We start from the raw sequence: 20,579 nt of genomic DNA, 5'->3' as shown, positions 1-20,579 counted from the left end.
TCAGCCGCCAATTAAGAACGACGCGAATTACAATCCTTCAGCCCGCTCTACCCCTTCTGCAATCGCTTGACGCAGACGTTTTTCCAGCGTGCGTTGTTTGCCTTCGGTGTAATATTTCAGCCCGAACATATCCTTGACGTAAAAGGTATCCACCACCTGTTCGCCATAGGTCGCGATGACCGCATTGGCGATATAGACGTTGCTGTCTGCCAGGCTGCGCGCCAGATCATAAAGCAGGCCAGGGCGGTCACGGGTGTCGACCTCGATGATGGTGTAGATCTCGGATCCGTCATTATCAAAGGTGATATGCGTCGGTACTTTAAACGCTTTTTCGCGCTTCTTGATCTTGTCCCGGGATTTCAGCGCATCGCGGGCGACAACTTCGCCGCGCAGGGTCTTTTCGATCATCTGGCGCAGACGCGGCAGGCGCGCGGATTCATAGGCATTGCCTTCGGCGTCCTGAATCCAGAAGGCATCGGTCACAAAGCCGTCTTTCGTGGTATAGCTGCGTGCATCCACCACATTGGCCCCGACCAGAGCAAGGGCACCGGCAAGGCGTGAAAAGATGCCCGGATGGTCGGGCATGACAAAGCTTGCGCGGGTGGCGTCGCGGTCTTCGTCCGGGTGCAGGTCAATGCGCACATCTTCGTTTTCGATACCGCGCAGTAAATTGGCAAAAGCCACATGGGCCGTGACATGCAACCCCTGCCAATAGGGATCGTAATGGCGTGAGGTTTCGATCTGTAAATCCTTGCGCGGCCAGTCTGACAGCGCCAGACGCAGCGCTTTTTTGGCTTCCGCACCGCGGTTCTCGCGGTTCAGGTCTTCCAATCCGGTTTCAAGCGCCCGCTTGGTCTGGCGGTACAGCCCGCGGATCAGCACCGCTTTCCAGTTGTTCCATGTGTTTGGTCCAACCCCGCGAATATCACAGACCGTCAGCACACAAAGAAGATCAAGCCGTTTTACCGTTTGTACCGCTTTGGCGAAATCGCGCACGGTGCGCGGATCGGCAATGTCGCGTTTCTGCGCCATGTCCGACATCAGCAGATGGTAGCGGATCAGCCATTCAACGGTGTCCACCTCTTCCTGCTTCAGCCCCAGACGCGGGGCCACCTGACGGGCAATCTTGGCCCCCAGAATCGAATGGTCCTCTGGGCGGCCCTTGCCAATGTCATGCAAGAGCAGGGCAGTATAGAGCACCTTACGGTTCACTCCTCGCGACAGGATGGAGGAGGCCACAGGCAGTTCTTCTTCCAGCTCGTGTTTCTCGATCCGCGCGAGGTTGGCAATGGTCTGGATCGTATGTTCGTCCACGGTATAGCTGTGGTACATGTTGAACTGCATCATCGCGACGATGGGTTCGAATTCGGGGATAAAGGCGCCAAGCACGCCCAGTTCGTTCATCCGCCGCAGTGCCCGTTCGGGGTTGCCATGTTTCAACAGCAGATCAAAAAAGATCCGCCGTGCCTCGGGATTGGTGCGCAGATCGGCGTCAATCAAATGCAGGTTCGCCTTGACCAACCGCATGGCATCCGGGTGGATTAACATGCCGGTGCGCAGGGCTTCTTCGAACAGGCGCAATAGGTTCAGCTTGTCAGACAGAAAGGCGGCCTCGTCAGGGATGGCGATGCGGTTGTGCACCACGATATATCCCTTTTTGATCTTGGGCCGACGGCGGAAAAGGCGCTCCAGCAGCGGCTCTGCCTTGACGTGGATCGCCTCAAGATTGGTCAGGAAAATCCGGGTCAGATCACCCACGGCAGTGGCATGGCGAAAGAAGGCCTGCATGAACACCTCTACACCGCGTCTGCCGCCAGTGTCCTTATATCCCATCGCTTCGGCCACCTGCACCTGCATGTCGAAGGTCAGCTGTTCGGTGGCGCGGTTGGTCAGCAGGTGCAAATGGCCGCGCACCGCCCAGAGGAAATCCTCGGCGGCGCGGAAGGTGGCGTATTCCTCGGCGCGAAACACACCTTTTCCAACCAGTTCGGAGGAATGATTCACCTTGTAGATAAATTTGGCGATCCAGAACAGCGAATGCAGATCGCGCAGGCCACCTTTGGCCTCTTTGACGTTTGGCTCCACCACATAGCGCTGGCCTTGCTTTTCGTGACGGCGGTCGCGTTCTTCCAGCTTGGCCTCGATAAAGTCATGGCCATTGCCCGAGAAAAGCTGGGTCTCCAGCGCCTGCACCAATTCGGCCTCAAGGCCGGTATCACCGGTGATAAACCGATGTTCCAGCAAGGCGGTCTGAATGGTGAAGTCCTCGCCTCCCAAGCGCACACATTCCTGCACGGTGCGGGTCGCATGGCCGACCTTCAGCTTCAGGTCCCAGAGCATATAGAGCATGCTTTCGATCACGCTTTCGGACCAGGCGGTGGCCTTATAGGGAATCAGGAACAGCAGATCGACATCGGAAAACGGCGCCATTTCGCCGCGCCCATAGCCGCCAACCCCGATGACAGAGAGGCGTTCTCCCTCGGTTGGGTTTGGTTTGGGATGCAGCACCTCTGTCGAGAAGGCCAGGGCACTGCGTACCAGCTGGTCGGTCAGATAGGTATAGGCACGGGTCATCGGGCGGGCGTCAAAAGGTGCGGCGGCAAAGCTGTCTGCGATCACCGCGCGTCCGGCCTTTTGGGCCTCTCGCAGGGTTTTTACAGCGGCGGCGCGTTGTTCCTGTGGGGATAGATCACCGCAGGCCTCTTTTAGTGCCGCGTCGATTGCGAGGCTGTCGAAAATAACCTCCGGTGGGCAAATCAGGCGCGGCACAGCGGCCACGCCTGATTTTTCTTGCAAGGGTGTTGGGTCGGCCAAGTTTAGAAACCAGCTCCGCCAAAGGCCCGTGGTGCAGCCTCAAGGATCACAACCGACTGGTTGCGGATGGTTGCCACCGCAAGGCCGCGCTCATTGGTGCCATCGCGGCGCAGGCGGAAAATGCCGGTCGCCCCGCGGAAGCCTGCCCCCTGTGTCAGTGACGCCCCGGTCAGCGCGGTGGACTTGCCGGATTTCGCCAGTGCCCCCACGGCTGCGATTCCGTCAAAGGCAAGACCGGCAAGCGGATGTGGTGCCGCACCATAGGCAGCGCTGTATTTCTGGTTGAAGGCATTGGTCGCAGCAGGGTCTGGTTTGGCAAACCAGCCGCCTTGAACACCGGGCAGGTCCAGCGTCTGTTTGGGAATGTCCCAGCGTGTCAGGCCGATATACTGCGATGATGCAGAGTTGATACCGGCCTCAGGCAAAAGCTGTGCAAACAACGGCAAGGCCGAGGCAGAAGAGGTTGTCAGGAACAGCGCGTTTGCACCGGTTGAATCAACTGCTGCCTTGACGCGAGGGACGGCGGCAACAACGGATTCCTGGCTCAGCGCATAGTCGACGGTTCCGGCCAGGGTTGCCCCATTTGCCGAAATGGCCTGCTGAATCGCGTTGCGGCCCAACTGCCCAGCAACATCGCTGGCATGCAGCACAACAATGCGGTCTTTACCACTGCGTTTGGCATAGCCCACCAGCCGATTTGCAGTATTTGCGAAGGTCTGACCCAGAACAAAAACATTGCCCCCCGCGATTGTGGGGTTGTTGGAGAAGGACAGGACGTTCACGCCCTGCGCTGCCACAGCAACACCTGCCGCATTTGCCGATTCGCCGTAAACCGGGCCCAGAATGATCTTGGCACCATCGTTGACCGCCTGTGCAGCCATGTTTGCCGCAGTGCCGGCATTGCCAGCGGTGCCGTAAACCCGCAGGTCGATCTTGACGCCATCCAGATCACGGATCGCCAGGCGGGCCGCGTTTTCAAGGTTCTTGGCCAGCAAGTTATCGCTTTGCGATCCGCCGCGCGGAATCAGCAGGGCGACGGGCACAGGTGCGTTGGCGTCGATCTTAACGCCGCCTCCCGTGGCAAGGGACCCAACCGCAGCGGGATCACAGGCTGCCAACATAAGGGCGGCAAAAGGTAACATCAGCAACCGCAGCTTCTTGCGGCTGGCGTTTAAAAAGGCAATCATCGGTACTCACTCCCCAAAGTCTGACGGATGCAGGCGCTTCGCATCACTTGGGCGTGATCATAGACGGTGCGAAAGGCGGGTCCAGCGTGAATTACCAAATGGTGCCCTTGGCGGCGGGTTTATACTTTGTCGGCGTGCCGATTGGTACGGCGCGTGATATCACCCTGCGGGCGCTTGATGTGCTGGCTTCTGCGGATGTGCTGGCGGCGGAGGATACGCGATCCCTGCGTAAGCTGATGGACATTCATGGTGTCCCTTTGCGCGACCGGCGGATTGTGGCGTTGCATGATCATAGTGGCGATGGAGTCGCAGCGCGGCTGGTGGCGGCGGTGAAAGAAGGGCGGTCGGTTGCCTATGCTTCGGAAGCAGGCATGCCTTTGATTGCGGATCCGGGATTCGAGTTGTCCCGGCTGGCGGTAAAGGAAGAGATCAATCTGACCTGCGCGCCGGGACCTTCGGCGGTGCTGACCGCATTAGCATTGGGCGGTTTGCCGACAGATGCGTTCTTTTTTGCCGGATTTTTACCCAATTCAATGGCCGCGCGATCAACGGCACTGGAAAAACTGAAGGATGTTGCAGGCACCTTGGTTTTTTACGAATCTCCGAAACGCTTGGGGGCCATGCTGCGCGATGCCGCCACGGTTTTAGGGGCAGGGCGCTCTGCTGCTGTTTGCCGTGAGCTGACCAAGAAATTTGAAGAGCTGCGTCGGGGATCTTTGGAAGAACTGTCGCGGATTTATGAGAAAAATGCCCCGAAAGGTGAGATTGTAGTGCTGGTGGACCGTGGGCATTTAGAATCTGTTAATCAAGTTGACATAGAAGAAAGCCTACGTGCCGCTTTGAAGGAAATGTCGGTGCGTGATGCGGCTGATATGGTTTCACAGGCGCATGATTTGCCCCGCCGTAAAGTTTACCAGATCGCGCTGGCGCTGGATAAGGCTTAGCGGGGGAACCAAGGATACAGTTGGGAAACCAAGATAGGATGGCAGGGACCATGGCTGTTGCAAATGCGAGACATCACCGGGGGCGTATGGCCTATCATGCCGGGCTTGCGGCGGAATTGCGGATTGCACAGGATTATGAACGGCGCGGTTTCGCCATTGCGCGGCGCAGATGGCGCGGCGCGGGTGGTGAAATTGATCTGATCCTGCGCGATGGCAACGGATTGATTTTTGTTGAGGTGAAGAAAAGCCGAAATTTGGCCCGTGCAGCGAAAAGCCTGTCACCGCGCCAGATGCAAAGGATCTATGCCTCTGCCGAGGAGTTTTTGGGCACAGAGCCGCTGGGCAGTCTGACGGATGTGCGTTTTGACGTGGCTTTGGTTGATGGTCGGGGCGATCTGCAGATCATCGAAAACGCTTTTGGTCACGGCTGACCCATTGCACCTGTCCGGTTGCTGCGCCATCTAAAGGGGGTGTAGCAAGGATAGACCCATGAAAATCGCCTTTCAGATGGACCCCATTGGGGATGTAGACATCAACGCCGACAGCAGTTTCCGTCTTGCTGAAGAAGCGCAGCTGCGCGGGCACAGCCTGTTTTTCTATTCGCCCGACAAACTGGCCTATCAGGAAGGGCGTATCACCGCCCGGGGCCATGATTTTACGGTGCAGCGTGTCCAAGGGGATCACGCGGAGCTTGGCCCGGAAGTTGAGGTAAATTTGGCGGATTTCGATGTGATCTGGCTGCGGCAGGATCCACCGTTCGATATGCATTACATCACCTCGACCCATCTGCTGGACCGGCTTAAAGGTCAGGCGCTGGTGGTGAATGATCCGTTTTGGGTACGTAACTATCCTGAAAAACTGATGGTGCTGGATTTCCCTGATTTGACGCCACCGACAACAATTGCACGTGACCTTGATACCATCAAAGCTTTCAAGGAAAAGCATGGCGATGTCATTCTGAAGCCCCTTTATGGCAATGGCGGGGCGGGTGTCTTCCGGCTGGATGCGGAGGACAGGAATTTGACCTCCTTGCACGAGCTGTTCACCGGGTTCTCCCGTGAGCCCTTGATCGTGCAGAAGTTCCTGCCCGCTGTTTCCAAAGGCGACAAGCGAGTCATTCTGGTGGATGGCGAAGCTGTGGGGGCGATCAACCGTATTCCGGCAAAGGGGGAAACACGGTCCAACATGCACGTAGGCGGGCGCCCGGAAAAGGTGGGGCTGACCGATCGTGATCTGGAGATTTGTGCCGCCATCGGTCCTTTGTTGAAGGAAAAGGGGCAGGTTTTTGTCGGAATTGATGTGATTGGTGAGTATCTGACAGAGATCAATGTGACCTCGCCCACCGGCATTCAGGAGTTGGAGCGGTTTGACGGTGAGAATATCGCGGGCAAGATCTGGGAGGCGATTGAGGGGCGTCTGACATGAGCCTGAGGGCAGGATTGCTCAACACTTGGCTCAGGTGGGTTGAAAAACCTGCGATGGCGCGGGCGAAAGATCCTGCGCAATTGCGCCGCCGGATGGAGATGCATGCGCGGTTGTTTTTCCACGCACCGCGCGGCACCCGGATGCAGTGGCAGGTTTTGGAGCATGGGCATAACCGTTTAGACGCGCTTGAGGTGGCCCCGCGCGCGCTGACCTCTGACATGGTGGTGCTTTATGTCCATGGTGGCGGATTTGTTTTTGGCAGCCCAACGGCCTATTCCGCGCTGGCGGGGCAAATGGCCCGGCGGCTTGGGGCACGGGTGATCCTGCCACGCTATCGTCTGGCACCGGAACATCCCTTTCCGGCAGCTTTTGACGACATATGCACGGCTTGGCAGAGCTTGCTGAAAAGTGGTATTTCACCCGATAAAATTGTGATCGGTGGGGATAGCGCAGGGGGTGCCTTGACCCTGTCCCTTTTGGGGCAGCTTGCGGAAGAGGATGCCCCGATGCCCGCCGGCACATTCTGTTTCTCCCCGTTGACGGATGTGACCTATAGCGGTGAGAGCTTTGGGAAAAACGCCAAAGCCGAGGCGGTATTGCCCGCTGAACGGGCGCATGACATGTGCGCGATGTATCTGGGTGGTGCAGAGGTGACGGACCCGCGGATCAGCCCGTTGTTTGGTCGTTTCGAAGGCGTGCCGCCGGTCTGGATCACGGTGGGAGATACGGAAATCCTCTATGATGACGGGCGTCGAATGGCGCAGGTGCTGCGGGATGATGGGGTGGAGGTGACCTTGCAGGTGCAGCGTGATCTGCCGCATGTCTGGCCGCTGTTTCACAATATCCTGCCCGAGGCGCGTCAGACATTGGACGATCTGGTGGAATGGATTACGCAAACACAGGTGCTGCCAGGCGAAAACTGACGGCTTCTGCGATATGAGGGCGGCGCACCTCCTTGGATCCGTCCAGATCGGCGATGGTGCGTGCTACCCGGATGACGCGGTGATAGCCCCGGGCGGAGAGTTGAAACCGCTCTGCAACTTTGGTCAGCAAGGCCCGTGCCTCGGGATCGGGTGTTGCTATTTCCTCCAACAGATCGCCCTGCGCGTCTGCATTGACGTTTAATCCGGGCAGCCCGTCGAACCGTGCATGCTGGATCTTGCGGGCCTGTGCAACACGGGCAGCGACTTCAGCGGAAGTCTCGCCGTTCGCCGGTAAATCAAGGTCGCTAAAGGCCACCGGGGGCACATCCACGCGCAGATCAAAGCGGTCCATCAGCGGGCCAGAGATCCGGCCCAGATAATCCTCGCCGCAATGCGGGACACGGGCGCAGGCGCGGGCAGGGTCAGACAGGTAACCGCATTTACAGGGATTTGCCGCAGCAACCAGCATGAATTTACAGGGGTATTTCACATGAGCGTTGGCGCGGGCGATCATTACTTCGCCGGTCTCAATTGGCTGGCGCAAGGTTTCCAGCACTGTGCGGGGAAATTCGGGGAATTCATCCATGAACAACACGCCGTTATGGGCAAGGCTGACCTCACCCGGTTTCGCCTGTCGTCCGCCGCCGATGATCGCAGCCATCGAGGCGGTGTGATGCGGTTCGCGAAACGGGCGGGCCCGTGAAATGCCGCCTTCATCCAGCAGCCCGGCAAGGGAATGGATCATTGAGGTTTCCAAAGCCTCCGCCGCACTGAGCGGGGGCAGGATGCTGGGCAGGCGGGCGGCCAACATGCTTTTGCCCGATCCGGGTGCGCCGACAAACATCAGGTGGTGACGGCCGGCGGCGGCGATTTCCAAGGCGCGTTTAGCGCGTTCCTGTCCTTTGACCTCGCGCAGGTCGCGATGTGACGGGCCAAGGGTAACCTCACCCGGTGTGGCGGGGGGCAGTGGGCTCTGGCCGGTGTAATGGCGCACTACATCGCCAAGTGTGCGTGCGGCGATGACTTCGGCGTCGCCGACCCATGCCGCCTCTGCCCCGGATCCATATGGGCACAGCAGGCTGCGGCCCTGTTCGGCGGCGGTCATGGCGGCGGGCAGCGCCCCGACAACCGGGATCAACGTGCCATCCAGCGATAACTCGCCCAAGGCAACCACAGATTGGGTCACGTCATCGGGCAGAATGCCCAATGCGGCAAGCAGGGCAAAGGCGATGGGCAGGTCGAAATGGCTGCCTTCCTTGAGCAGGTTTGCGGGGCTGAGGTTGATGGTGATCCGTTTGGAGGGCAGGGCAATCGCCATCGAACTCAGGGCTGTGCGCACCCGGTCGCGGGCTTCGGATACGGCCTTGTCGGGCAGTCCAACGACAGAAAACGCCGGCAGGCCGGGGGTGACGGCGCATTGCACCTCGACCATCCGGGCCTCGACCCCTTGAAACGCGACTGTATAGGCGCGTGATACCATGTAACTTCTCCTGCCTGCCCCAATCAGGTGTTAACCTTGTTCAGGGGTAGGCAGGGATTGTTTAAGAAGGGTTAATTTCCACCCTGTCTAGGTGACGGGCCAGTCTCGCGTTGGCACACCCATGTCGTAGGGGAAGGGGTCATAGGTTACCTTTAACCCTTCTGCCCGCCATGCCTTGAAGGCGGGATCCTGCAGGGTTGTTGCGCAATAGGCTTTGGCATTTTCGGACACGGGCAGATCATAACCGGTGATGCGGGCCACCACGGGGGCATAAAAGGCATCCGCCAAAGAATAATCACCAAACAGCCATGGGCCGTCCTTGGTGCGCAAGGTGCGGGCGTGTTCCCACAGGGTTTCGATGCGGTCCAGGTCGGCCTGAACTTCCGGCGTGACGGTGAAACCCTGCATCACATGTTGCAATTGCATCGGGCAGGTGCCGCGCAGCGCGGAAAAACCGCCGCACATTTCGGCGGCTAGCCAGCGTGCGGTGGCGCGGGCGGCGGGATCAGTGGGCCACATGCCGGCATCGGGGTGCCGCTCGGCAAGGGTTTCGGCCATGGCAAGGGATTCACCAACAACCGTGCCTTCGGGGGTGCGCATGGCAGGGACCAATCTGGCCGGGGCCAGTTCCGCAAGGTCCGCGGCCATCGTGCCACTGTAAAGCCCGACCAGATGTGCACGGTAAGGCAGGTTGAATTTTTCCATCATCAGCCAGCCCCGCAAGGACCAGCTGGAGAAAGTGCGATCGCCGATATAAAGGTCATATGTCATGGGGTTAACCGGTAATGCGCAATCTGCTTTCGGGCAAATTATAAATTGTGTGGGGGGTAATCACACAAGGTGATTGATGGTCTCTACCTGCCAGTGATCCGTCTGATGGGCCAGAGTGGTTACTGAAAGGTTGTCGATCTTATGGGCCATCGCCGCATGGGCCGTGACACCCAAGGCACGCTGCACCTGCGTCAGGATCACACCAAAATGCGCCACAGCGATGATATGCGTGTCGGGATGGGCGGCGTTCATCGCATCAACCACGGCGTTGACCCGTGCAGCGGTCTGGTTCCAGCTTTCACCTTCCGGTGCCGCAACATCCCCTGGGTTTTCCCAATAGGCGCGTGACAGATCGGGATCGCGGGCGGCAACCTCGTTGAAATGCATCCCGTCCCAAAGGCCGAAGTGCATTTCGCGCAGATCGCGGTGGTGGGGCAGGCGGGGGCGTGATTGTTGCAGCGCATCAGCCGTCGCAATACATCGGATCAGATCAGAGGAGATTACCAGTGCCTCCTCCGGCAGATGGTTTTGCAGCCGCTCAATCTGTGCGGTGTCGGACAGATCCGCAGGAACATCGCGCCAGCCGACAAAGGTTTTTTCATGGGTCGGCCCATGGCGCACCCAGTGCCAGACCGTCATGGCAAGGTCCCTTTCAGCACCTGTGGCAGCCCCGCGATGACCTGCACGGCCAAATCTGCCTCGGCGGCCAGTGCAATATTCAGCCGCCCTTGTGCCTCGCGAAACTGCCGCGCCAAGCCGTTTTCGGGGACAATCCCATGGCCCACCTCATTGGATACAATGACCCAAGGGGCAGGACAGTTACGCAGGGCGGTGATTAGCGTGGTCTGGGCCTGTACCATATCACTTTGCGCCATCAGATGGTTGGTCAGCCACATGGTGGCGCAATCAATCAGGATCACCTGATCGGGCCGCGCATTTATCAGCGGGACGGTCAGGTCAAGCGGTTCCTCCACCGTTGTCCAGTGGTCATCACGCCGGTTCTTGTGAACCTCGACCTTTGCGGCGACTTCGGCGTCAAAGATCTGTCCGGTTGCCAGATAAGTCATTGGCCGCGCGTAAGATTTCACCAATTCCTCGGCCCAAAGCGACTTGCCGGACGCGGCCCCTCCCAAAACAAACGTGGCATTTGGCTGCATTTATTTCACTCTTTTATGGAACCGAAAGCGGTGTTCGTTCGTAGTTAGTACAAAGCTCTGCACAAAGGGCTGCAAAATTACAAGCAACGTGGTCAGGGAATTTTTATCATGGCAATTGAAACAGCTCGCGATTTTTCAATCACCCGCACAGCCATGAAGGCTGAAATGCTGGATGCGGAAACCGAAATGGAACTGGCGATCGCATGGCGTGATCACCGTGATGAGGTGGCGCTGCATCGGCTGATCAACGCCTACATGCGGCTGGCGGTTTCCATGGCGGGCAAGTTTCGCCGCTACGGTGCCCCGATGAACGATCTGATCCAAGAGGCGGGCCTTGGCTTGATGAAAGCCGCCGAGAAATTCGATCCTGATCGCGGCGTGCGCTTTTCGACCTATGCAATGTGGTGGATCAAAGCGGGCATTCAGGATCACGTGATGCGCAATTGGTCGATGGTGCGCACTGGGACGACCTCTTCGCAAAAATCCCTGTTTTTCAACATGCGCCGCGTTCAGGCGCGGATGGAGCGCGAGGCCAGCACGGCCGGACATGAGCTGGACCGACATCAGTTGCGACAGATGATTTCCACCGAGATTGGTGTGCCATTGCACGATGTCGAGATGATGGAAGGGCGGCTTTCCGGCTCTGACTATTCCTTGAACGCGACCCAGTCAGCGGAAGATGACGGGCGCGAGTGGATTGATGTCTTGGAAGATGAATCCGCGCAAGCTGCTGAACAGGTAGAATATAATCATGACACCGCACAGCTGCGCAGTTGGTTGTTGTCGTCGATGCAGGAATTGCGCGAACGCGAGCAGTTCATCCTGCGCGAACGCAAACTGCGCGATAAGCCCCGCACATTGGAAAGCCTTGGTGAGGAGCTGAAGCTGTCGAAGGAACGAGTACGCCAGTTGGAAGCGGCGGCCTTGGTCAAGATGCGCAAGTCGCTTGAGGGCCGCTCGCCCGAGGTGATGCACCTGCTGAGCTGATAGGTTGGTCGGTCAGGGCTGGCACTGGTCCCGCTTGGCGCTTATGGTTCGGTGAACCAAATGGCGAAGAGGGCGCATCATGCTGGCAAACAAGCATATATTGCTGATCATCGGAGGGGGGATTGCGGCCTTCAAGTCGCTGGACCTGATCCGGCGCCTGCGTGAACGCGGCGCAGAGGTGACGCCGGTTCTGACCCGTGCAGGCGAGGAATTCGTGACACCGCTGTCGGTGTCCGCACTGGCCGGCAGCAAGGTTTACCGTGATCTGTTTGATTTGGGGGATGAGGCCGAAATGGGCCATATCCAGCTAAGCCGCGTGGCTGATCTGGTGGTGGTGGCGCCAGCAACGGCTGATCTGATGGCGAAAATGGCGCAGGGGCTGGCCAATGATCTAGTATCAACGCTGCTGTTGGCAACAGACACACCGGTGATGATTGCCCCGGCGATGAACGTGCGGATGTGGGATCATCCGGCCACGCAACGCAACCTGAAAACCCTGCAAGGTGACGGGATCAAAGTGGTTGGCCCGAACGAAGGCGACATGGCCTGTGGCGAACACGGACCGGGGCGTATGGCCGAACCGCTGGAAATCGTCGCGGCGATAGAGGCGCAGTTTGCTGACGGGCCGTTGCGGGGCAAACGTATTCTTGTCACCTCTGGTCCGACCCATGAACCGATTGATCCTGTACGATATATCGCGAACCGCTCTTCCGGGGCGCAAGGGGCTGCCATTGCACAGGCCTTGGCGACTTTGGGGGGCGAGGTGATTTTTGTCACTGGTCCTGCTGATGTCCCGCCCCCCGCCGGGGTCACTGTGGTTGCGGTACAGACCGCGCAACAAATGCTTGAGGCGGTGCAAGGTGCCTTGCCGGTGGACGCGGGTGTTTTTGCCGCTGCTGTGGCGGATTGGCGGGTCGAAGGGGCCAGTGATAAGAAGCTGAAGAAATCCAAAGACGGCTTGCCGGTGCTGAGCTTTGCGGAAAACCCCGACATTCTGAAAACGGTCAGCCGCATGGAGGCGGGTCGTCCGCCGCTGGTCATCGGGTTCGCGGCGGAAACCAATGACGTGCTGGCCCATGCAACGGCGAAGCGTGAACGCAAGGGTTGTGACTGGATCCTGGCCAATGATGTCTCCCCTGAAACCGGCATCATGGGTGGCAGTGAAAACGCCGTGACGCTGATCACGGATGATGGTGCAGAAGACTGGCCGCGCATGTCAAAAGATGCGGTGGCACAAGAGCTGGCGTCACGGATTGCACAGGCGCTGGATTCGAAATGACCACGATCAAATGTACATGGGCAGCGGGCGCGGATCAGGCGCTGGGTCTGCCGGAATATGCCACCACGGGCGCGGCGGGCGCGGATCTGCGCGCCAACCTGCCGGAGGGGCCAGTGCGAATTGCACCTATGGCGCGCGCGCTTGTGTCAACCGGATTGCATATGGAAATCCCGCAGGGTTTTGAGGTGCAGATCAGGCCGCGGTCCGGCCTTGCGTTGAAACAGGGTATCATGCTGCCCAACAGTCCCGGCACAATCGACAGTGACTATCGTGGGGTGGTTGGCGTGATCGTGTTGAATGCGGGCACAGAGCCATTCGAAGTGACCCATGGCATGCGCATCGCGCAGATGGTTGTGGCGCCGGCCCCGCAGGTGGCGTTTGAGATTGCCGAGACGCTGGATAGCACAGACCGCGCCTCTGGCGGGTTCGGCTCTACCGGAGAAACCTGATGCTGCTGGTTCTGGTGATCGCAGCGGTGCTTTGGTTCGGGGGGCGCATGATGGGCGTGCCCCGCGCGGCGCGTCTGTCGATGTTGGGGCTGCTGTTTGTTGCGGTCCTGGGGATGCAGCTGGCCTTGCCCGAAGGGAATGGATTGCGTCAGGCCACCGGGGGCAGTGCCGCGCTGTGGCTGATCCTTGGCGGGTTTGCCGCGGTGATCTGGGCTTATCGCAGTTTTATCGTGCATTTGCGGGGCCGTGTGACCGCGCAAACACCTGATACGCCAACAAATCAAGGCAGCTTTTCCGAGACCGAGCTGGACCGCTACGCGCGTCACATCGTGCTGCGCGAGGTTGGCGGGACCGGGCAAAAGGCGTTGAAGAACGCCAAGGTGCTGGTCATCGGTGCTGGCGGGTTGGGCGCACCGGCACTGCAATATCTGGCAGCGGCAGGGGTGGGCACCATCGGTGTTGTGGATGATGATGTGGTGGAGAACGCCAACCTGCAACGGCAGGTGATCCATCCTGATGGCAATATCGGCATGCCCAAGGTGTTTTCCGCCCAGACGCAGATGGAGGCGCAGAACCCCTTCATCACCGTACGTCCCTATCATCGCCGTTTGACAGATGACATCGCGGCGGAATTGGTTGCGGAATATGATCTGGTGCTGGATGGCACGGATAATTTCGAAACCCGCTATCTGGTGAACGCGGCCTGTGTGGCGGCGGGTCTGCCGCTGGTGTCCGGGGCGCTGAGCCAGTGGGAGGGGCAATTGTCAGTCTTTGATCCCGCCAAGGGTGCGCCCTGCTACCGCTGCATTTTCCCGCAGGCCCCCGCCGCTCACCTTGCGCCAAGCTGCGCAGAGGCCGGGGTGATCGGCCCCTTGCCGGGGGTGATCGGATCAATGATGGCAATTGAGGCGATCAAGGTGATCACGGATGCCGGAACGCCGGCACGGGGGCAAATGTTGATCTATGACGCGCTTTACGGCGAGAATCGCACAATCCAGATCGCCCGCCGTGCGGATTGCGCAACCTGCGGCAGCAGCTGATTCCGCTAGGTTTTCACCAACGGATTGTAACCCGCCCTTTGCGCCCTTAGCTTGAGCGCAAAGGAGAATTTCCCATGATAAATCCCCTGTTGGCCGGTTGGGCCACGCCCTTTGAGATTGCGCCGTTTGATCGGATTTCAGACGATGATTTTGCGCCTGCGCTGGACGAGGCCCTTGCCGCGCATAATGCCGAGATTGAGGCGATTGCCAGCAATCCTGACACCCCGAGCTTTGCCAATACAATCGAGGCACTGGAAGGTGTGGGGGAGGCGTTGAACAAGGTGCTAAGCGTGTTTTTCACCGTGGCAGGGGCGGACAGCAACCCGGCCCGCGAGGCATTGCAGCGGGATTTCTCCCCTAAATTGGCCGCGCATTTCGCCGAAATTTCCGGCAATAAGGCGTTGTTTGAACGCATCGCCGCCGTTTGGGACGCCCGCAATACGCTTGATCTGACCGACGAACAGGCACGGATTTTGATGATCGCGCACCGTGATGCTGTGCGCTCCGGTGCCGCCCTGATCGGGGATCAGGAAAAGCGGATGAAAGAGATCAAGGGGCGTCTGGCAGTTCTGGGCACGCAGTTCACGCAGAATCTGTTGGCGGATGAACGCGGGTGGTTCATGACGCTGGCTGACGAAGATCTGGAAGGGTTGCCGGAATTTGTTGTCAGCGCGGCCCATGCGGCGGGCAAGGAAAAGGATGCAGGCGGCCCTGTCGTCACCCTGTCGCGTTCGCTGATTGTACCCTTCCTGCAATTCTCCCCGCGCCGCGATCTGCGCGAAAAGGCGTTTCGCGCATGGGAGGCCCGTGGGGCCAATGGCGGCGAAACCGACAACCGCGCCATCGCCGCCGAAACGCTGGCCCTGCGCGAGGAACGGGCGCAGCTGCTGGGATACAATAATTTCGCCAAGTTTAAGCTGGAAACCGAGATGGCCAAAACACCCGATGCGGTGCGCAAGCTGCTGATGGAAGTGTGGGAACCGGCCAAGGCACAGGCAAATGCCGATGCCGAGGTGTTGACCCAGATGATGCATGCTGATGGTGTGAACGGTGATCTGGCCCCGTGGGACTGGCGCTATTACGCAGAGAAACGCCGTGCGGTGGAGCATGATCTGGATGAGGCGGCGTTGAAGCCTTATTTCCAACTCGACCGGATGATCGAGGCGTCTTTTACCTGTGCAACCCGTCTGTTCGGGCTGGAATTCACGCCGCTGGATGTGCCGCTCTATCACGCGGATTGCCGCGCTTGGGAAGTGACGCGCGGGGGCAAACATGTGGCGGTGTTCATCGGGGACTACTTTGCGCGTGGTTCGAAACGCTCCGGGGCGTGGTGCTCGGCGATGCGCGCGCAGGCCAAGTACCCCGAAATGCAATCGCCTGTTGTGATCAATGTCTGCAATTTTGCCAAGTCCGATCCGGCTCTGTTGTCTTATGATGATGCGCGGACCTTGTTTCACGAATTCGGTCACGCGCTGCACCAGATGCTGTCGGATGTGACCTACGAAAGCGTCAGCGGCACTTCGGTGGCGCGTGATTTTGTGGAGCTGCCAAGCCAGCTGTATGAACATTGGCTGGAAGTGCCGGAGGTTCTGGGCGAATTTGCCACCCATGCCATCACGGGCGAGGCGATGCCAAAAGAGATGCTGGACAAGGTTCTGGGCGCAGCCACTTTCGATATGGGGTTCCAGACGGTGGAATATGTCGCCTCCGCGCTGGTCGATCTGGAGTTTCACGATGGTGAACCGCCTGCTGATCCGATGGCGAAACAGGCCGAAGTGCTGGACGCATTGGGGATGCCCGACGCCATCCGTATGCGCCATGCGACACCGCAGTTTGCCCATGTCTTTGCCGGTGACGGATATTCCAGCGCCTATTACAGCTATATGTGGTCAGAGGTGATGGATGCCGATGCCTTCCAATCCTTTGAGGACGCCGGCGGTGCCTTTGATGCGGAACGGGCAAAGGCGCTGGAAACGCATATCCTGTCCACCGGCGGATCACAGGATGCGGCAGAGCTTTATGTGGCCTTCCGGGGGCGTTTACCTGGGGTTGAGGCCCTGTTGAAGGGGCGCGGTTTAGCCGCTTAAACTCTTTGACTAGTACCCAAGGGCGCGGTCGACGAGGTTGATAAAGGGCTCATCCGCCTCACCACGGCGGATGTTCTCGACAATCACTTCGCTGGCCGTGCTGGCCCGCGTTTCGGCGGCGATATGCGGGGTGACTGTGACCTTGGGATGGGTCCAATAGGGATCATCAGTGGGCAAGGGCTCCACCCGGAACACGTCCAGCGTGGCATGGGCGATCTGGCCGCTGTCCAGCGCGGCCAGCAGTGCGGCATCGTCGATCAGCGGGCCGCGACCGGGATTGATGATAAACGCGCCCTTGGGCATCTGCGCCAATGTCTCTGCGTTCAGGGTATTCTCGGTTGCTGCGGTATCAGGCAGCAGCAGCACCGCGATTTCGGCTTGTGACAGTGCTTTGGTCAGGCCGTCCTCCCCGTGCAGACAGGTCGCGCCGGGCAGATCCTTAGGGCTGCGCGACCATCCGGTGACGTTGAAACCAAGGCCAAGCAGTGTGTTTGCAACAGCGGCACCCAATGCACCAAGGCCCAGCACAACAACCTGCCGCTCCTGTGCCAAGGGCGGCGTGCGCGGCACCCATTTTGTGTCATCGCGTAGGATGTCGGTGTCGATCCCCAGATGGTAGCGCAGCACATGGCCGGTGACCCATTCCACCATGCCTTTGGTCAGGCCCGGATCAACCATGCGGGCCAAAGGCATGGTCAGGGTTTCATTACCGGTAATCGCCTCGACGCCAGCCCAGAGGTTCAGCACCGCTTTGGTTTTTATGTAGGGAGTGAAATCCTGCAACGGGCTGTTCGGGGCATAGATGATGTAATCAACATCCTGTGGGGCGATCTCTTGGGCGAGGTTGGCGTCACCAAAGCCCGCCTTGTCCAATGCGTCCCGCAGGGGGCGTTCATAGGTTTCCCAGCGTTCGGGGCGCGCGGCGAAAAGCAGGTTCAGGGGCATGGGTTATCTCGGTCTGTGGACATGGGCAGATTGGACAAGGCCAAAGGCCAGAAGCAGCACCAGCATCGCAGAGCCGCCATAGCTGACCAGCGGCAGGGGCACGCCGACAACCGGGGCCATGCCCATGACCATCGACATGTTGACGGCGAAGAACAGGAAAAAGTTCAATGCAATGCCCAGCGTCAGCAAGGATGAAAACCGGTCCTTGTTGCGGATTGCGGTGACCACGCAGAAGATGATGATCAGCGCATAAAGCCCCAGCAGGGATATTGCCCCGACAAAGCCGAATTCCTCGGCCAACGTAGTAAAGATAAAGTCGGTGTGTTTCTCAGGCAGGAAGTTCAGCCGCGATTGCGTGCCTTGCATGAATCCGCGTCCGGTCCAGCCGCCGGAGCCGAGTGCAATCTTGGATTGGGTGATGTGATACCCCGCACCCAAAGGATCGGCGGCGGGGTCCAGAAAGGTATCAATCCGGCGGTACTGATAATTGTTCAACAGCTGCCATGGGGTGCCGCGTGACTGAAATACAGCAGCGACCAGTCCCACACCAGTGGCGATGACGGCGGCGAAATAGGCCCAATGCACACCGGCGAGAAACATCAGCCCGGCTCCGGCGGTCAGCAGCAGGATCGAGGTGCCAAGATCGGGCTGTTCAAGCACCAGCGCTGTGGGCGCAAGGATGATCACCACCGGCAGCAGAACCCAAAACGGGCGGGATACTTTTTTCGCAGGCAGCCAGTCGTAATAGGCGGCCAGAAACATCACCAGCGTGATTTTCATAAGCTCCGACGGTTGCAGGTCCATAAACCCGAGATCGAGCCAGCGTTGCGAGCCCTTGCGTTCTTCCCCGACCAGCGCGACCAGCACCAGCAGGATCATGGAGGCACCGTAAGCCACGCCAGAGAGGTTGCGCCATAACCAGATCGGCACCATGGCCACACCCATCATCAGGGCCAGGCCAAGGCCGAACCGCTTGATCTGTGGCTCTGCCCATGGGGAAAACGATCCGCCGGCCACTGAGTACAACATTAGGAAGCCGACACCACAGACGCTGGCCAGCAGCAATGCCAATGGCCAGTTCAGGTGCAGGATCTTGCGAAACCCTGTTGGGACGGATTTGACCGTATATTCAAGATAGCTCATGCGCGGTCTTTGCCCTTGATCGCTGCCTGTGGTTGCACATCACGCAGGCGGTTCTGCTGGGTCTTGATGCGGGCACGATCGCCGGTTGGATAGGCGTTCAGCGGCGGTTCACCCCCGGCAAGCGCCTGCAACATCACGTCCCGCGCGATGGGGGCCGCTGCCGTTGATCCGCCGCCGCCATGTTCGACCAGCACCGATACCGCATAGCGTGGCTTGTCATAAGGGGCAAAGGCGACAAACAGTGCATGGTCGCGCCGTTCCCACGGCAGATCCGCGTTACGGGTCACCCCGCGCGCACGTTCTGCGGCAGTAATATTGCGCACCTGTGATGTGCCTGTCTTGCCTGCCATGCGCCATTCATCGGCGATAATGCGATTGCGGTATGCGGTGCCGCGGCGGTCGTTCACAACTTCATACATGGCGCGGCGCATTTCGCGCAGGTTGTTCTCGTTCATGCCAAGCGACACACCATCGCCCAAGGGTTGTTCCACACCATCGCGGGATTTGATCAGCCGAGGCAGCACCATGCGTCCAGTGGCAAGCCGGGCCGTCATTACCGCCAGTTGCAAGGGCGAGGCCAGCATGAAGCCCTGCCCGATAGAGGCGTTGACGGTGTCCCCAATCACCCATTCCGCGCCCCGCGCCGTGCGTTTCCAGTCCTTTGTCGGGGTCAGGCCGGAATTGACCGAAGACAGCGCCAGATCATGGCGGATGCCAAGGCCGAACCGGTTTGCCATGGCTGAGATTTTCTCAATCCCGACTTTCAGTGCCAGATCGTAATAATAGACGTCGCAGGATTGTTTGAGCGAATTGCTCAGATCAACCCAACCGTGGCCGGCACGTTTCCAGCAGTGAAACTTGCGTTCTGCAACCTCCAGATGGCCGGGGCAATACACCGTTTCGCTGGGGTTGATGAGCCCGTCTTCGAGGGCGGCCATGGCGGTGATCATCTTGAAGGTAGAGCCGGGCGGATAAGAGCCCTGCACAGTCTTGTTGACCAGCGGGCGGTATTTCGAATTCAGCAGGGGGTCATAGTCCGCCGAGGAAATCCCGCCGATGAACAGATTGGGATCATAACTGGGCGCCGAGGCGATTGCGGCCAGATCACCGCTTTCGCAGTCAATGATCACCACAGCAGCGCTTTCACCGCCAAGGCGGGCCTGCACATAGCCTTGCAGCTTGGAATCAATGGTCAATTGCAGATCGGCACCTGATTGCCCTTCGCGCCGCGCCAGTTCGCGCATCACCCGGCCGGTTGCATTGACCTCAACCTGTTTGGTGCCTGCCACACCACGCAGCGCGTCCTCGGCGCGGGCCTCTACATTGATCTTGCCAATCTGGAAGCGTGGGATGCGCAGTACCTGATCAGGATTTTCCAGCGCATCAAGGTCCTTTTGGCTGACCCGCCCGACCCGCCCAACCACATGGGCAAAGTCAGACCCGCGCGGATAGACCCGTGTCAGCCCGACCTCAGGGGTGACACCGGGCAGGGCGGGGGCATTGACGCTGACCTTGCTGACCTCGTCCCAGCTGACACCCTCAACGATGGTGACGGGCAGGAAAGGGGCGGAGCGTTTCAACTCTTCAAGCGCGCGCTCATAGGTTTCCAGATCGATCTCGATGATCTGGCTCAGCCGTGCCATCACCGCGTCCACATCACCGGCATCTTCGCGCACCATAACGATCCGGTAGGAGGGGACATTCTCGGCCAGCCGCACGCCGTTGCGGTCGAAGATCTCACCACGTGTTGGCGGGATCAGGCGGATGTTGATGCGGTTTTCTTCGGCCAGCAGGCGGAACTGATCGGCCTGATCCACCTGCAGATACCGCATCCTTGCGGCCAGCCCACCCATGAACAATAGCTGCGCACCGCCCAACAGCGCCGCCCGACGGGTCAGTTTGGCGTGGCTCGCGTCGTTTTCCGCGCGGTTGCGTCTCATGCCAACAC

Annotated in this window: 18 protein-coding genes; 9 read left to right on the top strand and 9 right to left on the bottom strand. The window is 59.3% G+C overall.

Features of this window, described 5'->3' with window-relative positions:
• Positions 1-27 precede the first annotated feature (27 nt).
• Complete coding sequence (locus QQL78_RS13590) at positions 28-2,814, bottom strand: [protein-PII] uridylyltransferase (protein ID WP_284374262.1); 2,787 nt, start codon at positions 2,812-2,814, stop codon at positions 28-30.
• A 2-nt stretch (positions 2,815-2,816) separates the two neighbouring features.
• On the bottom strand, positions 2,817-4,001 hold the full coding sequence (locus QQL78_RS13585; protein WP_284374260.1) for a penicillin-binding protein activator: 1,185 nt from the start codon (positions 3,999-4,001) through the stop codon (positions 2,817-2,819).
• Positions 4,002-4,087: 86 nt separating this feature from the next.
• On the opposite strand from QQL78_RS13585, the gene rsmI reads away from it, so the two are divergent.
• The 4 genes from rsmI to QQL78_RS13565 are packed head-to-tail and all read left to right on the top strand — an operon-like array spanning position 4,088 to position 7,293.
• Positions 4,088-4,945, top strand: coding sequence for a 16S rRNA (cytidine(1402)-2'-O)-methyltransferase (rsmI, locus tag QQL78_RS13580; protein WP_284374258.1), 858 nt, complete (start codon positions 4,088-4,090; stop codon positions 4,943-4,945).
• Between the two features lie 50 nt (positions 4,946-4,995).
• Complete coding sequence (locus QQL78_RS13575; protein ID WP_284374256.1) at positions 4,996-5,376, top strand: YraN family protein; 381 nt, start codon at positions 4,996-4,998, stop codon at positions 5,374-5,376.
• 58 nt (positions 5,377-5,434) lie between these two features.
• The gene (gene gshB / locus QQL78_RS13570; protein ID WP_284374255.1) at positions 5,435-6,370 is read left to right on the top strand and encodes a glutathione synthase; all 936 of its coding nucleotides are present in this window, start codon (positions 5,435-5,437) and stop codon (positions 6,368-6,370) included.
• Positions 6,367-7,293 carry an alpha/beta hydrolase gene (locus QQL78_RS13565; protein ID WP_284374253.1) on the top strand — a complete coding sequence of 309 codons (927 nt, stop codon included), beginning with the start codon at positions 6,367-6,369 and terminating at the stop codon, positions 7,291-7,293. The genes gshB and QQL78_RS13565 overlap by 4 nt, the downstream gene beginning before the upstream one ends.
• Here QQL78_RS13565 and QQL78_RS13560 read toward each other — a convergent pair.
• From QQL78_RS13560 to cobU, 4 genes are all read right to left on the bottom strand, one after another.
• A complete protein-coding gene (locus QQL78_RS13560) occupies positions 7,259-8,773 on the bottom strand; it encodes a YifB family Mg chelatase-like AAA ATPase (protein ID WP_284374252.1) in 1,515 nt (504 codons plus the stop codon). The two genes, QQL78_RS13565 and QQL78_RS13560, sit on opposite strands and share 35 nt — an antisense overlap.
• 87 nt (positions 8,774-8,860) lie before the next feature.
• Positions 8,861-9,544: a glutathione S-transferase gene (locus QQL78_RS13555; RefSeq protein ID WP_284374250.1), complete on the bottom strand. Its 684-nt coding sequence runs from the start codon at positions 9,542-9,544 to the stop codon at positions 8,861-8,863.
• Between the two features lie 60 nt (positions 9,545-9,604).
• A complete protein-coding gene (locus tag QQL78_RS13550) occupies positions 9,605-10,183 on the bottom strand; it encodes a histidine phosphatase family protein (protein ID WP_284374248.1) in 579 nt (192 codons plus the stop codon).
• On the bottom strand, positions 10,180-10,701 hold the full coding sequence (gene cobU, locus QQL78_RS13545) for a bifunctional adenosylcobinamide kinase/adenosylcobinamide-phosphate guanylyltransferase (RefSeq protein WP_284374246.1): 522 nt from the start codon (positions 10,699-10,701) through the stop codon (positions 10,180-10,182). The genes QQL78_RS13550 and cobU overlap by 4 nt, the downstream gene beginning before the upstream one ends.
• A 108-nt stretch (positions 10,702-10,809) precedes the next feature.
• On the opposite strand from cobU, the gene QQL78_RS13540 reads away from it, so the two are divergent.
• The 5 genes from QQL78_RS13540 to QQL78_RS13520 all read left to right on the top strand — a co-directional run bounded on the left by QQL78_RS13540 (position 10,810) and on the right by QQL78_RS13520 (position 16,543).
• Entirely contained in the window at positions 10,810-11,688 is an 879-nt protein-coding gene (locus tag QQL78_RS13540) for an RNA polymerase factor sigma-32 (RefSeq protein WP_284374244.1), read from the top strand.
• A gap of 79 nt (positions 11,689-11,767) precedes the next feature.
• Positions 11,768-12,967 (top strand): bifunctional phosphopantothenoylcysteine decarboxylase/phosphopantothenate--cysteine ligase CoaBC, encoded by a 1,200-nt coding sequence (coaBC, locus tag QQL78_RS13535; RefSeq protein WP_284374242.1) that lies wholly within the window; start codon positions 11,768-11,770, stop codon positions 12,965-12,967.
• Positions 12,964-13,416 carry a dUTP diphosphatase gene (gene dut, locus QQL78_RS13530; RefSeq protein ID WP_284374240.1) on the top strand — a complete coding sequence of 151 codons (453 nt, stop codon included), beginning with the start codon at positions 12,964-12,966 and terminating at the stop codon, positions 13,414-13,416. The genes coaBC and dut overlap by 4 nt, the downstream gene beginning before the upstream one ends.
• Positions 13,416-14,456 (top strand): HesA/MoeB/ThiF family protein, encoded by a 1,041-nt coding sequence (locus tag QQL78_RS13525; RefSeq protein ID WP_284374239.1) that lies wholly within the window; start codon positions 13,416-13,418, stop codon positions 14,454-14,456. The genes dut and QQL78_RS13525 overlap by 1 nt, the downstream gene beginning before the upstream one ends.
• A gap of 74 nt (positions 14,457-14,530) precedes the next feature.
• The gene (locus QQL78_RS13520) at positions 14,531-16,543 is read left to right on the top strand and encodes a M3 family metallopeptidase (protein WP_284374237.1); all 2,013 of its coding nucleotides are present in this window, start codon (positions 14,531-14,533) and stop codon (positions 16,541-16,543) included.
• Between the two features lie 9 nt (positions 16,544-16,552).
• Here QQL78_RS13520 and QQL78_RS13515 read toward each other — a convergent pair whose 3' ends face one another.
• Genes QQL78_RS13515 through mrdA form a run of 3 tightly spaced genes read right to left on the bottom strand, consistent with a single transcriptional unit; the run spans position 16,553 to position 20,571 of the window.
• Positions 16,553-17,488, bottom strand: a complete 936-nt coding sequence (locus QQL78_RS13515; protein ID WP_284374235.1) for a 2-hydroxyacid dehydrogenase — start codon at positions 17,486-17,488, stop codon at positions 16,553-16,555.
• Between the two features lie 3 nt (positions 17,489-17,491).
• A complete protein-coding gene (gene rodA / locus QQL78_RS13510; RefSeq protein WP_284374233.1) occupies positions 17,492-18,631 on the bottom strand; it encodes a rod shape-determining protein RodA in 1,140 nt (379 codons plus the stop codon).
• Positions 18,628-20,571 (bottom strand): penicillin-binding protein 2, encoded by a 1,944-nt coding sequence (gene mrdA, locus QQL78_RS13505; RefSeq protein ID WP_284374231.1) that lies wholly within the window; start codon positions 20,569-20,571, stop codon positions 18,628-18,630. Before mrdA ends, rodA begins: the two co-directional genes overlap by 4 nt.
• Positions 20,572-20,579: the final 8 nt, after the last annotated feature.

Origin of the sequence: Sulfitobacter pacificus, assembly GCF_030159975.1 — a bacterium.
Lineage (GTDB): Bacteria > Pseudomonadota > Alphaproteobacteria > Rhodobacterales > Rhodobacteraceae > Sulfitobacter > Sulfitobacter pacificus.
The sequence above is the reverse complement of the archived record's forward strand: the minus strand, read 5'-3'. Positions and strand labels throughout refer to the sequence as shown.